Origin of the sequence: Lacticaseibacillus hegangensis (genome assembly GCF_003946465.1) — a bacterium.
Lineage (GTDB): Bacteria > Bacillota > Bacilli > Lactobacillales > Lactobacillaceae > Lacticaseibacillus > Lacticaseibacillus hegangensis.
On the sequence record NZ_RHOL01000013.1, the window covers coordinates 1 to 12,773 of the forward strand.

General features: G+C 57.6%; 15 protein-coding genes and 1 riboswitch. Of the genes, 4 read left to right on the forward strand and 11 right to left on the reverse strand.

Annotated elements, in window-relative coordinates; genetic code table 11:
* The first annotated feature begins 240 nt into the window (after positions 1-240).
* Entirely contained in the window at positions 241-2,184 is a 1,944-nt protein-coding gene (gene abc-f, locus EKM86_RS05200; RefSeq protein ID WP_125755749.1) for a ribosomal protection-like ABC-F family protein, read from the forward strand.
* A 67-nt stretch (positions 2,185-2,251) separates the two neighbouring features.
* Here abc-f and EKM86_RS05205 read toward each other — a convergent pair whose 3' ends face one another.
* Positions 2,252-2,662, reverse strand: coding sequence for a MarR family winged helix-turn-helix transcriptional regulator (locus EKM86_RS05205; protein WP_125755751.1), 411 nt, complete (start codon positions 2,660-2,662; stop codon positions 2,252-2,254).
* Between the two features lie 163 nt (positions 2,663-2,825).
* On the opposite strand from EKM86_RS05205, the gene EKM86_RS05210 reads away from it, so the two are divergent.
* The gene (locus EKM86_RS05210; RefSeq protein WP_225419359.1) at positions 2,826-3,353 is read left to right on the forward strand and encodes a LysE family transporter; all 528 of its coding nucleotides are present in this window, start codon (positions 2,826-2,828) and stop codon (positions 3,351-3,353) included.
* A 73-nt stretch (positions 3,354-3,426) separates the two neighbouring features.
* Here EKM86_RS05210 and tsaD read toward each other — a convergent pair whose 3' ends face one another.
* From tsaD to EKM86_RS05230, 4 genes are all read right to left on the reverse strand, one after another.
* Entirely contained in the window at positions 3,427-4,449 is a 1,023-nt protein-coding gene (gene tsaD, locus EKM86_RS05215) for a tRNA (adenosine(37)-N6)-threonylcarbamoyltransferase complex transferase subunit TsaD (RefSeq protein ID WP_125755755.1), read from the reverse strand.
* Between the two features lie 12 nt (positions 4,450-4,461).
* Positions 4,462-4,995, reverse strand: a complete 534-nt coding sequence (gene rimI, locus EKM86_RS05220) for a ribosomal protein S18-alanine N-acetyltransferase (protein WP_125755757.1) — start codon at positions 4,993-4,995, stop codon at positions 4,462-4,464.
* Positions 4,979-5,701 carry a tRNA (adenosine(37)-N6)-threonylcarbamoyltransferase complex dimerization subunit type 1 TsaB gene (gene tsaB, locus EKM86_RS05225; RefSeq protein ID WP_125755759.1) on the reverse strand — a complete coding sequence of 241 codons (723 nt, stop codon included), beginning with the start codon at positions 5,699-5,701 and terminating at the stop codon, positions 4,979-4,981. The genes rimI and tsaB overlap by 17 nt, the downstream gene beginning before the upstream one ends.
* A gap of 520 nt (positions 5,702-6,221) precedes the next feature.
* A complete protein-coding gene (locus EKM86_RS05230; protein WP_125755761.1) occupies positions 6,222-6,740 on the reverse strand; it encodes a folate family ECF transporter S component in 519 nt (172 codons plus the stop codon).
* 34 nt (positions 6,741-6,774) lie between these two features.
* A riboswitch (THF riboswitch) is annotated at positions 6,775-6,872 on the reverse strand.
* 294 nt (positions 6,873-7,166) lie between these two features.
* Between EKM86_RS05230 and EKM86_RS05235 the strand changes: the two genes are divergently transcribed.
* Positions 7,167-8,135 carry an asparaginase gene (locus tag EKM86_RS05235; protein WP_125755763.1) on the forward strand — a complete coding sequence of 323 codons (969 nt, stop codon included), beginning with the start codon at positions 7,167-7,169 and terminating at the stop codon, positions 8,133-8,135.
* Positions 8,122-8,772 carry an endonuclease III domain-containing protein gene (locus EKM86_RS05240; RefSeq protein ID WP_125755765.1) on the forward strand — a complete coding sequence of 217 codons (651 nt, stop codon included), beginning with the start codon at positions 8,122-8,124 and terminating at the stop codon, positions 8,770-8,772. The genes EKM86_RS05235 and EKM86_RS05240 overlap by 14 nt, the downstream gene beginning before the upstream one ends.
* Positions 8,773-8,842: 70 nt before the next feature.
* On the opposite strand, the gene EKM86_RS05245 is transcribed toward EKM86_RS05240, so the two are convergent.
* Genes EKM86_RS05245 through tmk form a run of 6 tightly spaced genes read right to left on the reverse strand, consistent with a single transcriptional unit; the run spans position 8,843 to position 12,767 of the window.
* Entirely contained in the window at positions 8,843-9,565 is a 723-nt protein-coding gene (locus EKM86_RS05245; protein WP_125755767.1) for an acyl-[acyl-carrier-protein] thioesterase, read from the reverse strand.
* Positions 9,562-10,431 (reverse strand): 16S rRNA (cytidine(1402)-2'-O)-methyltransferase, encoded by an 870-nt coding sequence (gene rsmI / locus EKM86_RS05250; RefSeq protein ID WP_125755769.1) that lies wholly within the window; start codon positions 10,429-10,431, stop codon positions 9,562-9,564. Before rsmI ends, EKM86_RS05245 begins: the two co-directional genes overlap by 4 nt.
* The gene (locus EKM86_RS05255; protein WP_125755771.1) at positions 10,431-10,766 is read right to left on the reverse strand and encodes a DNA replication initiation control protein YabA; all 336 of its coding nucleotides are present in this window, start codon (positions 10,764-10,766) and stop codon (positions 10,431-10,433) included. The genes rsmI and EKM86_RS05255 overlap by 1 nt, the downstream gene beginning before the upstream one ends.
* A gap of 4 nt (positions 10,767-10,770) precedes the next feature.
* Positions 10,771-11,745 carry a DNA polymerase III subunit delta' gene (gene holB / locus EKM86_RS05260; protein ID WP_125755773.1) on the reverse strand — a complete coding sequence of 325 codons (975 nt, stop codon included), beginning with the start codon at positions 11,743-11,745 and terminating at the stop codon, positions 10,771-10,773.
* The gene (locus EKM86_RS05265; RefSeq protein ID WP_125755775.1) at positions 11,745-12,074 is read right to left on the reverse strand and encodes a cyclic-di-AMP receptor; all 330 of its coding nucleotides are present in this window, start codon (positions 12,072-12,074) and stop codon (positions 11,745-11,747) included. Before EKM86_RS05265 ends, holB begins: the two co-directional genes overlap by 1 nt.
* Before the next feature lie 48 nt (positions 12,075-12,122).
* Positions 12,123-12,767 (reverse strand): dTMP kinase, encoded by a 645-nt coding sequence (gene tmk / locus EKM86_RS05270; protein WP_125755893.1) that lies wholly within the window; start codon positions 12,765-12,767, stop codon positions 12,123-12,125.
* Positions 12,768-12,773 lie beyond the last annotated feature (6 nt).

Sequence of the window (12,773 nt, forward strand, 5' to 3'; positions counted from 1 at the left end):
CCATGGCGTTTGATGAACTATCGAGACTATCTTATGTCATTAGGAATGAACCGTTACGAAGCCAACCAAATGGCTTATCAACCGAGCAGATAATCACTTATTTTCGCGACAAAGTCGAAAAACGATTGACAGCCCTGTGGCTCCAGCTTGCTCACCTTTTTTCACGAGTGGCTGGATTTGGTATGGTAAACTGGTTGCAGACGATTCGCGCCCATGCGGGCAAAGTAAGGAGATATCACCATGATCATCATGCAAGCCCAAGGTGTCGGCCGCACTTTCAACGGCCTCGACCTGTTCACGGGCATTAACTTAGAAGTGCAAACTGGTGCGCGCATCGGCCTGGTCGGGCCCAACGGCATCGGGAAAACGACGCTGCTGGAGATTCTCGCCGGCCTCAACCCACCCGACTATGGTCAGGTCACCCTGGCCCACGATGTCTCAATCGGCTACCAAGCGCAGGATTCGGGACTGGACTCCGAGCGCGGCATTTTTGATGAACTGCTGACCGTATTCGCGCCGCTGATTGCCATGGAAAAGCGCATGCACGCCTTAGAGGCGCAGATTGCTGACCCGGCACTGGCCCAGGACCAGGCCGCTTTCGACCAAACCATGAAGCAGTACGACCAGCTTCAGCACGACTTCCAGGAGCAAAACGGCTACGGCTATCGTGCCGAAATTCGCGGGATCCTGCACGGGTTCAATTTCCCCGAGAACACTTGGGACATGAAGGTGGCCACCCTGTCCGGCGGCGAGCGCGCCCGGCTGGCCCTGGCCAAACTGCTGCTGGAAAAGCACGACCTGCTGATCCTCGACGAGCCGACCAACCACTTGGACATCGACACGCTCGGCTGGCTCGAAGGTTACCTCAAGGGGTACGCCGGCGCCATCCTAACCGTCAGCCATGACCAGTACTTTCTGGACCACGTGGTGTCGGAAATCTACGAGCTGACCCCTTCCATGGCCGTGCACTATACCACTAACTATTCCGGCTACCTGAAGCGCAAAGCGGAAAACAACGCGCTGGCATGGAAAGCCTACAACAAGCAGCAGGAAGAAATCGCCAAGCTGCAGGAGTTCGTCGACAAGAACATCGTGCGCGCCTCCTCCACCAAGCAGGCCCAGGCCCGCCGCAAGCAGCTGGAGAAAATGGTGCGGCTGCCGCGCCCAAATGGCACTGAGAAGAAGGTCCATTTTCACTTTTCGGCGGAGAAAACCAGCGGCAATGAGGTTCTGAAAGTCCAGCACGCCACGATCGGCTACGACCAGGCAGCCCCGATGGCCGGCCCAATCGATTTTCAGGTCAATAAGCACGACCGCATCGCGGTGATTGGCCCCAACGGTGTCGGCAAATCGACCCTGCTCAAGAGCATTCTCGGCCAGCTGCCATTTCTGGCCGGCGAGGCTCGGTTCGGCACGAATGTTGAAACTGGCTACTACGATCAGGATCAGCACCAGCTGCACTGGGACAAAACCGTCATCGCTGAAATCTGGGATGATCATCCGACCATGACGGAGCAAAGCGTCCGCTCCGCGCTGGCCGCCTTTCTCTTTGACGCCGGGGACATTGAAAAACGGGTCGGCGATCTATCTGGCGGCCAAAAGGCCCGGCTAGAGCTCACTAAGCTCGCGCTGCGGCACGACAACTTCCTGATTCTTGACGAGCCGACCAACCACTTGGACATCAACTCCAAGGAGGTCCTGGAGGACGCGCTGGCCGATTTTGACGGTACGGTGCTCTTCGTCTCCCATGATCGGTACTTCATCAACGAGCTGGCCACCAGCATCGTGGCCATCAGCCCGGACGGCTCAGACCTGTACCTGGGCAACTGGGACTACTACCAGCAAAAGCTCGAAGAAGTCGAGGCCGCTAAAGCGGAGGCCAAGGGCGAGCAGCCGGAAGAAAAGCCCGGCAACGCGGCCGCGGTCGACTACCAGCAAAGCAAGCAGAACCAGCGCGACCTGCGGAAGGTCCAGCGCGAGGTTGATAAGCTTGAACAGCAGATCGATGAGCTTGCCCAGCAGGCCGAACAGATTCAAACCGCCATGGCCGCCCCTGAGGCCCTGAGCGATTACGTCAAAATGCAAAAGCTGCAGGCTCAGCTTGACGAGAACCAAAAAACCTCCCAGCAGGTGGAAGACGCCTGGGAGAAAGCCAGCCTCAAGCTGGAGGACATGCAGGACTAAAACGAGAAAAAGGCCCGACATTTTGCGTCGGGCTTCGATCACCGAGTAATCGGTGATTTTTTATTGGCTAAGGCTCTTCGACCTTGAGCTTCTTGACCAGCGCGGTCAGCCGCGTCCGCTCATTTGGCGTCAAACCGCTGAGCAGGTAATCAGACTGCGCCTGTTCGAAGGCATGCAGGCGCGGATAAACCGCCTTGGCTTTCTTGGTTGGATAAACCCGGCGCAGTCTTTGATCAGTCGCGTCGGCTCTTAGCTCAAACCATCCGCCCGCGACCATTTTTTTGATCGTGCGGAAGGCGGTCGTGCGGTCGATTTGGACCGAATCGGCCAGCTCACCCATGAACATACCGGGTTGCTCACAGGCGCGAATGACGTAAATAAACGCGTTGTTGCCTAGGCCCAACCCCCGAAACTCAGCGTTGCTTTTGGTTTGAATCAGGCGCGTGATGGCCCCAATTTCTCGAATCACATCAAACATCAGCTCGCCTCCCGCTTAAGTATACCGGCCTTACTCGCCAAATGAAACTGATAACTGATTGTATTTGCAATTAGAAACGAGTAAGCTTAGCATCATTATCCCATTGCATTTGCAATTATATTTGGAGGCGCCTATGCTCGCTTTTCTCTCGTTTCTCTTAATTATGTCCTTCACACCAGGACCCAACACCATCATGGCGATGGTCTCGGGGCAAACGCGCGGCTTCGCGCGCAGCCTGCGCTTGAACCTCGGCATGGCGGTCGGTATGGGTGTGATTGGCATCGCCGCCGGGCTGTTTGCTGACTGGCTTCAGCGTGCACCGACCTTTATCACCGTAATGAAAGTAATTGGCTCGGCCTATCTCGTCTACTTGGCCTACCATGTCATGATCAGTCGCCCCGACGACAACAGCGCCAGCACGGCCAGTTTTACCACTGGACTGTTGCTTCAATTCACCAACATTAAATGCTACTTGTACTTTATCACCGGGCTAGGAGCCTTCAGCCTGACCGGAGCACTATCGGCGATTCCCCTGCGCTGGACCTTGATGGTCGCACTGGGGGCTTTGGGCACGCTGACCTGGACGCTGGGCGGCCAGCTGATCAACCGCTTCTACCACCGCCACTTTCACGGCATTAACCTGATTGTCGGTGCTTTGCTGATTTTTTCGGCGATCGATCTGTGGCGGTGAGACAAATAAAACCACATTGCAGCCTGGGACACTCCTCCGGTTGCAACGTGGTCTTGTTGATGATTTGTCACGCTTAAGCGTGCTGAAAGTTCAAGTTTGGCACCGCGTTAAGCGTCTCGTCGGCAAAGTGGTGCTTGGCGAGCTCAATGTGCGCCGCCGCGCCGATCATCGCCGCGTTGTCGCCGGTCAGGCGCACCGGTGGAATAATCACGTCGATGTTGGGAAACTCTTCGGCCAGCCGCGCGGTCATCGCCTCGCGCAGGCCCTGATTCGCGGCAACTCCACCGGCGACTACCAGTTGATCAACTGGGTGCTGGTGTAGCGCCTGCACAGTTTTATCCACCAGCACGTCAACGACCGCCGCCTGAAAACTCGCAGCCAGATCTTCACGACTCAACTGCTCGCCAATCTGGTCGGCGTGGTGCACCGTGTTGATGAACGCCGACTTTAGCCCGCTGAAAGAAAAGTCGAGGTTGTCCTCGCCGTCCATGGCGCGGGGAAAATGGAAAGTGTCATGGCCCAAGTGTGCCAAGCGATCGACTTCCTTACCAGCCGGATAGGTGATGCCAAGCACCCGGCCGATTTTGTCGTAAGCTTCACCGGCCGCATCGTCGCGCGTCTCCCCGATGATGTGAAACTCGCCAGGGGCAGTCAGCGTGACCAGCTCCGTGTGCCCGCCGGACACCATCAATGCCAGCAGCGGGTACTGCAGCGGCTTAACGAACCGTGCAGCGTAGATGTGCCCCGCCATGTGATTGACCGGAATCAGCGGCAGCTGGTGGGCGTACGCCACCGTCTTGGCGGCGGTCACGCCGATCAGCAGCGACCCGACCAGGCCCGGACCGTAAGTCACGGCCACGGCGGTCAGGTCTGAATAATTGACATTGGCTTCATTCAGCGCCAAATCAATGCAATCGGTGATCTGTTCCACGTGATGGCGGCTGGCCACTTCCGGTACGACCCCACCGAAACGCTTGTGCGAGTTGATCTGCGTGGCAATAATGTTGCTGAGGATCTTGGTGCCGTCTTCGATTACGGCCACGGAGGTTTCATCGCAGCTGCTTTCAAATGCTAAGATCAATTCGCGCTTTGTCATGACTTATCCTTTCTATTCCAACGGTTTGCGCATGTCCATTGCGTCGGCATGCGTGCTGACGTAATAGCCACGACGAATCTCGCCATCCTGAAACCCTAACTTGTGATACAGGTGTTGCGCCACCGCGTTGTCCGTCCGCACCTCCAGCGTGATTTCACTGGTGCCAAGGTCATACGCCTTATCGATCATCAGCCGCATCAGCGCCTCACCGATGCCCTGTCCTTGATACAAGGGGGCCACCGCGATGTTAGTGATGTGTGCCTCGTCTTTGCCGAACCAGCAACCGATGAACGCGGTCAACACGTCTTCATCAAACAACACTAAATAAAGTGAGCGTTGTGTCTTCCGCAGCTCAGAGATAAACGCGATTCGATCCCAAGGCGTGTCATGATAGATTGCCTTCTCCATGACCAGGGCCGCATCGATGTCATCATTGGTCATCCGCCGCAGCTGATAAGTGGTTTCGCCAACATGCAAGGATTGTGCGGGAAAAGCCAGCTCAACGGGCGGTTCACGGTCAAACCACTGCTTAAACTTTCTGAACATAAGGTGCGTGCCCCTTATCGTCATGCGTCTTGAGCCAATTCGTCTCCGCTTCAGTGAGCCGCAGGTAGCGCGGCACAAAAGTGGTCACGTCAACCGGCGTGCGCTGTGCGCCAAGCAGTGCCAAGCGTCCCGCTTGCGGCAAGTTGGCCAGTGCATCGACAAAATGCGCCGAGGCGCCAAGTGTGGCCTTGATTGACTCAGTGAACTTAGCCACGTCACTGCCAACGAACGTGCTGGGCTGCCGCAGGAGCTTGAGCTCTCCCAGCAGCTGTGTCAGCGCCAAGTGCCGGTCCTCGACCACGTTGATCAGCTCACCATCCAGCCACTGGTAGACCCCAGCAAACACGTTTTGCCGGCGGGCGTCCATGATGGGCACGATCAAGTTGGTGGTGCCGACCGCTCCAGCTGCCAGCGCCGCCAGGCTCGACACTCCAACCAGTTCAAGGCTGAGCGTGTCTGCCAGCGTTTTGGCCGTCGTGACCGCGATGCGCACGCCGGTGTAAGAACCGGGACCATCTGCCACGACCACCCGATCCAATTTAGCAGGGGTCAGGCCGCTGACTGTCATTAAACGGTCGATGGTCGGCAGGAGTTGCTCACTGTGGGTCTTCTTATGATTGATTGTCGATGCCGCCAGCAGTTGGCCGTCCGCCATCACCGCGACACTCATCGCCTGATTGGACGTGTCCATCGCTAGGATTTTCATTGCCTTGCCCCCGTTTCTAGTCGGTCTTTATTCTACCATTGAATGGCCATTTGCCAACCCAAGGGCGTGTGTGCTCATCCCTGAAGCACGCAAAGGGCACCATCTCTTGCGAAATGGTGTCCCCTGCCACCGTGGTTGCCCCGGTGGCTTTTTATTGCAGGGTTGCCCCTGCCTGCTATCCCAACCACTGTCACCAGGGCCGGTCGCTTTATTAAGTTAGGAAAGTGATAGCAGCATCCCTCACGCGTCCTGTAAGGACCCCATGCTCTTCACATGGTCTTCATCGCCAAACCGATCGGAAGGCTCAACGTGCCTGGCGGCCCCAAGGTGCAGGTCGGATCGCCAGGGAGTTTCCGAGTGAATCTGACGAGGCGGTACCGTCCTCGCCCTCCCATCATCCGATATAAAGATAGCACGCAATGCAAACGCTGTCAATGATTTTTTGCAAAATATTTTTTTGCTCCAGGTTTAATCTCGAGACCAAAAAAGCACTCGTAATGAGCGCTTCAATCATGCTAAGTCATAGTCGCGGCTTGATTCGTTCGACCGCGCGTAACGCCGCGTAGGTCAGCGCCGTCTGGATCGGAATCATGATCAGATTCTTGACGGCACGCGTCGGCAGGATCACCTGCCACTTGAACCCCGTCAGTGCCAGCCACCAGGTGCCCAGGCCAATATTGACAAAAATCAGCACGATGGCCACCGGTGCGAGCACACGCCAGAGCGTGACCTTGTGATTGTGGAAAAATGCCCCGTAGATGAACGCCGCAACCGCTGCGCTAATCGTGTACAGCGGGATGTTGGGTCCCCCGGCCAGTAGCACGCCGACTTGGTCAGCCATGGCGGCATCGACCGCCGCCACCCACGGGCCCAAGTAATAGCCCATCAGCGCGGTGGCGAAAAAGCCGACCCCAAACTTCAGAAACGCCGGCCCAAACGAGAACCGCTGCAAGACGATATCCATCGCCAAAAAAAGACCCATCAAAACGACGGTGCGCGTCGTTTTCATCTTGGGGCCAGAAAAAGATAATACTTCCATAGTGACAATCTCCTTTGTTGGAGACGCCTAACGATCAGGCGAATGCGGCGTCAACACCGCGGCCCACATGGCCTTCGTCCACCGTTCACATTCCGTTCCGGTGGCACTTAACGCGTTGATGCCTACTCCTAGATTAGTGGTACGAGCATAAGTCTAGACCGTTTGCAGAAAATTGCAACAACGTGCGAAGCTTCACTTGGCGATTGAGATGAGAAGACTCACAGCGAACTCTTCACACTTTCCTCTCCGCCACCAAAGCACTTTTAACCGGCTGGTCGTATCATTGTCTCTTGTAACCTAGCGTTACAGCCTCCGCCCAGAGGCAAGAACACCGCCTGCCCTGGCGGTGTTTTTTTGTCTGGGTCCTGGCTTGCATTCCCGCGGCCCGCCCACTAAGCTAAAACTAATCATTCTAGGAGGCAGCTCATGAAACATATTCTTGCTTTACACACCGGCGGCACGATCTCGATGACCGAAAATGACGCCGGTGATGTGGTGCCTAGCACTAACAACCCGATGATGGCCGTGCCCGCCCAGCTTAAAGACATCACCGTCTCTTCCGAGGAGATTTTCAACCTGCCTTCCCCACACGTCACGCCGGAGAAGATGCTGGCCCTCAGCCAGCGTATTCGGCAGGCGGAAGTCGACGGCATTGACGGCGTCGTGGTCACCCATGGTACGGACACCCTAGAGGAAACCGCCTTTTTCCTGGACCTCACGACTCCTTCCACCATCCCCGTGGTGGTGACCGGTGCCATGCGCTCCAGCAACGAGATTGGCGCCGATGGCAATTACAACTTTCTCAGCGCCGTCCGCGTAGCTGCCAGCAACCAAGCACGCGGGATGGGCTGCCTGGTGGTCATGAACGACGAGATCCACACGGCACGGTTTGTCACCAAGACCCACACGACCAACGTCTCGACGTTTCGCACGCCGTCGTTTGGCCCCATCGGGCTAGTGACCAAGAACGGGCCCCGCTTTTTTGAAAAGCTGCTTCAAAAAGGCATGGCGCCGATCGATCACGTGGTAGCCAACGTCTATCTACTCAAGGCGTACGCCGGAATGGACGGCACCTTGTTTGACGCGCTGCCGAAAGAAACCGCTGGCCTGGTAATTGAAGCGCTGGGGGCAGGGAACCTACCGCCTGCGACCTTGCCGGCCTTGCAGCGCCTGCTGGACCGCGGTGTGCCCGTCGTGCTGGTGTCGCGGTGCTTCAACGGCATGGCCGAGGACATTTACGATTACGAAGGCGGCGGCGTGGGTCTCAAACAAATGGGCGTCACCTTCTGCCAGGGGCTGAACGGGCAAAAGGCCCGCATCAAGCTGATTGTCGGTTTGTCTTCAGGGCTGACTGGCCAGGCTCTGGCTGAGTACGTGAACAATGCCGTCAGCTGAGCTCACCCCTTGGACGCTGTATCAGCGTTTAGCCGCCTTGCTGGGGCCATCAGGCTGGTGGCCAGCGGATTCTAAACTGGAGATCGCAGTTGGCGCCATTTTGGTACAAAACACTAATTGGCGCAACGTCGATCGCAGTCTGGCCAACCTGCGTGCGGCCACTCAATTTGCGCCGGCAAGCCTCGCGGCACTTTCGCAGGCAGACCTGATCCCGTTGATTCGACCCAGCGGGTTTTATCAAAACAAAAGCCGTGCGCTGGTGGCGCTCATGGCCTGGCTGCAAGCCCGTCGCTTTGATCTGGACGCCATTGGCAAGACACCGGCGGCAGACTTGCGCCAGCAGCTGCTCGCCCTGCCCGGCATCGGTCAGGAAACAGCTGACGCGCTGCGCCTGTATGTGTTTGACCAGCCGACCTTCATCGCTGACAACTACTCAAGGCGCCTGTTCGGCTGGCTCGGTGTCCCGGCCAACACGTACCAGCAGCTTTACCGTCGGCTACCTGAAGTCGCGGATTGGACGCTGAAAGATGCCCAGGAGTTCCACGGCCTGATCGACAATTTTGGCAAAACCGTTAAGCAGAAAGAAAATTTTGATGACAGTCCGCTGGCCGGCATGAAACTAGAGCTGGCCCACTAAAATAGCAGTCAGGGACACAAGTTTGTGAACCCGGCTGCTATTTTTTTGCGCCATCAAGCGTCCAGCTGGCCTACTTTTTCGCCCAGCGCAGCTTTGCCTCAGCGTTGGCTACGCCGGCGGTTGAAATCAGATGATACGAGGTGTCGCCATCAATGCGGACCGCTGAGTCAACGGTGGTGCCATAGGCAACTTCCCGCGCGTACTTGATGTCGGCTTCGACTAGCCGGTGCGTGAGAAGAAAGTCTTCGCCTAAGACGTCTTCCATCCACTCCATGTAGTGCGCATTGTTGACGTGGCCGTTGCCGTCGATATCGAAGTACCGCACCCGGTAAGGCACGGTGGTGTCGAACTCGCCTTGCTTAGCCAGCCGCGGGAAGCGCTCGACCTTGCTATCGAACTTCGCGCCGACTTTTTCCGCAAATGCCGGAATGATGGGAATGATCTTGCGTTTTTCCAGATCCATCATCACCCATGCGCCGCGCATCGTCACCAGGCGCTGGCCCGCATCATCTTCGAGCCAGTACTCACGATAGGTCATCAGCTTATTGTAAGAGGTGGCCTCGGTGCCAGCAACCAGGTGCTCGTCGATTTTCGGCATGCGCGTCACGTCGATGTGGTACTGGGTGATCACCCAGCCGGCGCCGTGCTTGGCCAGCCCAGCAATGCCGGCATCGACTTGATCCAGCTGATTCTCAGACACCAGCAGCATGATGTTGGCCATGTTGGCTAAACTTAGCGTGCCAGTTTGCGTGCCCATGAAAAAAGGCACCGTCAGTTCCTCTTTGTATATCATGATTCCTCCTGAATACCGTGAAACGCATTGTAGACCTGTTGCCGCTTCAGCCCGTTTTCCTTGGCGACCGCCTTGATCGCGTCATTGGGCCGCGCGCCAGCGTCAATGCGTGTCTGCACCTGCGTGGCGACCGGCACATCACTTGGCGCCTTGGCCTTTTTCTCTCCAGGCGCAACAATAATGACGAACTCGCCGCGCGCGCCGGCGCTGGCATAGTCGATAAGCTCCGACAAGCTGCCGCGGATGAATTCCTCAAACTTTTTGGTCAGCTCCCGGGCCAAGACCGCTTGGCGCTCGCCAAAAATGTCGCGAATGGTCGTCAGCGTTTTGGCCACCCGATACGGCGACTCGTAGAAAATGACTGCCTGAGGCTCCTCGGCAAGGGCGGTCAGCGCCGCCTTCTGCTCGCTGGCCTTGCGTGGCAGAAAACCGTAAAACATGAATGGTTGTGGTTCGATGCCGCTGGCGATCAGCGCCGTCAAGGCGGCGTTAGCCCCAGGAAGCGGCACCACCGGAATACCCGCCTCAATGGCCGCTTTGACGAGCTCCTTGCCGGGATCGGAAATCGATGGCATCCCCGCATCCGACACCTGGGCAATCGACTCGCCCTGTTCAAGGCGCGCGAGCAGCTCGGGAATCCGTGCCTGGGTGTTGTGCTCGTGAAAGCTGATCTGCTTGGTTTCGATCTCAAAATGATTGAGCAACTTCTGGGTGTTGCGCGTGTCTTCGGCCGCAATCAGGTCCACGGTCTTGAGCGTTTTGACCGCCCGAAACGTCATATCGTCGAGATTGCCGATGGGCGTAGGCACCAAGTACAGGGTGCCGGTGTCGTGGCTGGCAAAACTGGACATCTGCTGCGCGGTCATCAGCGCTCACCGTAAATGACGTCGAGACAAAAGGCGCACGGCTCATCGTCCACGCGGCGCTGTCCGTACATGTAAGGGCACACGTGAAACCCTTCGTTGTACAAGCTTTCCAGGTTGGCCTTAGACTTGGTCAGCTCAGTGGCACCGGTCGACTCGGCATGGGTGTTATCGAGCGCTTCGAGGTGCTCGCGCAGGTGCTTGTTTTCCATTTCCAGCTCCGCATTGCGCTCTAAGGCCTTGGCCATATCGGCTTTCAGCCCGGTCACGCGCGTGAGCAGCGCCTGAGCATCATGCTCCAGTTGAATGAAGTTGTCGTACAGATCTTTTTTCTCCACAAAATCACCCTTCTAAAAGTTGCAGCACCAAGGCCTCGACTGCCGATTGGAACGACACGTTTTGGCCCAGGCGGATCTCCGCAGTCAAAACCGCCGCCAGGCCAGTGCTCAGCCGCGACCCCGGCTGTTCGGCCAGCGCAAGGATCGCCAGGTCATTGCCGTAGGTGCGCGGCGCCTGCACGTGGTAGTGCTGATTCAGCGCATCGGCGTAGGCCAGCCCCAGCAGGGCCAGCGTCTGGGTTTGCTCCGGGAGCGTCTTCGCCAGTGGCACCAGTGTCGTTTGCACCGCGACAAACGCCGTGGCGTCATTTTTACCCAGCTGTGAAACCAGCTGCAGCACTGCCGTCACGCGCTTGTCAAACGATTCATCTTCGATCAGCGCCGAGGCGGCCGCAATGTCCGCGGTCAAGTTTGAAGCCACTGCCGCCAGCCGCGCATCTGCGCCCTTGGCGGTCAGCGCTTCTTGAACGCTTGCGGCCGGCGGCTTGGGAAAGTTGATCACCTGCGCCCGCGAGCGGATCGTCGGCAGCAGCTGATTTTTGGCCGTGGTCGTCAGGATAATGGTCATCCCCGGGACTGGCTCCTCGTAGTACTTCAGCAAACTGTTTTCGGCACCGGCCGTCAGCCGCTCTGCGCCTTCAATGACGAAGACGCGGCGATTGCCTTCGACCCCAGTTTTGCTCATTTCCTGCCGCATTGCACGCACGTCGTCGACCTTGATGCTTTTGGCCTCAGGGTTCAGCCAAACCACATCCGGATGGTTGCCAGACAAGACCCGCTGGCACTCGGCGCACTCACCGCAGGGCCGGCCAGCTTGGACGTTTTGACAAAAGAGGCGCATCGCGAGCCACTGCGCGAGCGCCGCCTTACCGGTCCCAGCCGCCCCGGCAAAAATATAGGCGGCACTCAGGTTACCGGCGCCGACGATCTGACTAAACTGACGCACTAGCGTCGGCTGCAATTGTTCAATCGTGTTCATCAGAACTGGTGGAACGCGTCCACTGGCAGCACGAAGACGGTGGCGCCGCCGACTTGGACCTCAACCGGGTACGCCATTGAGGAATCGGAGGTGGCATCCAAATTGACCGGCGGGGTCATGAACTGGCGACGGGTCTGCGCAGATTCTTTGATGATCTGCAGCACCTCATCCACCCGCTCGTCTTCCACCCCGATGATGAAAGTGGTGTTCCCGGACTTCAAAAAGCCGCCAGTGGAGCTCAGCTTGGTCGCCCGCACGTTTGCGTCGATGAACTCGCTAGACAACAGGTTCGAATCCTTGTCTTGAACGATGGCCATAATCAACTTCATATGCTTTTCCCCCTGTTTTCGGCTATCAAATCCTGCTTCATGACTAGTTTACTGCCAAGCGGGCCCTAAGTGAGCAGCTAACACTTGTGTGCAATCGGCCACGACCTGCGGCAACGCTTGGCTGGCGTCAATGGTTTTAATCCGCGTTGGCTCCGCTTGAGCTAAGCGCAGATAAGCCGCGCGCACCCGCTGATGGAAGGTCAGGCTTTCCTGGTCCAACCGGTCGTACTGCCGCGACTGGCGATGCGCCTTAATGCGGGCCAAGCCGGCCGCGCTTTCGATGTCGAGATAAAGCGTCAGCTCCGGCGCCTGCCCATCGGTGGCAAACTGGTTCATCGCCAGTACGGCCGCCTCGCCAATCTGGCGGCCTCCGCCTTGATAAGCCACTGAAGAGTCGACAAAGCGGTCGCAAATCACCATGTCCCCGGCGGCCAGCGCGGGGTCAATGACCTCAACGAGATGCTGCCTGCGCGAGGCCGCATACAGCAGCGCCTCGGTGCGCGCGTCCATCGCAGTGTTCGCTGGGTCAAGGATCAGGCTGCGAATTTTCTCCGAGATCTCGGCCCCGCCGGGCTCGCGGGTCAGTCGCACGGGCATGGCCACGTGCTTTTCAATAATTGGGATCAGCGCGTTCAGTACACTGGTCTTGCCTGCCCCATCCGGGCCTTCGAACGTAATGAATCTGCCTGCCACTGCCTT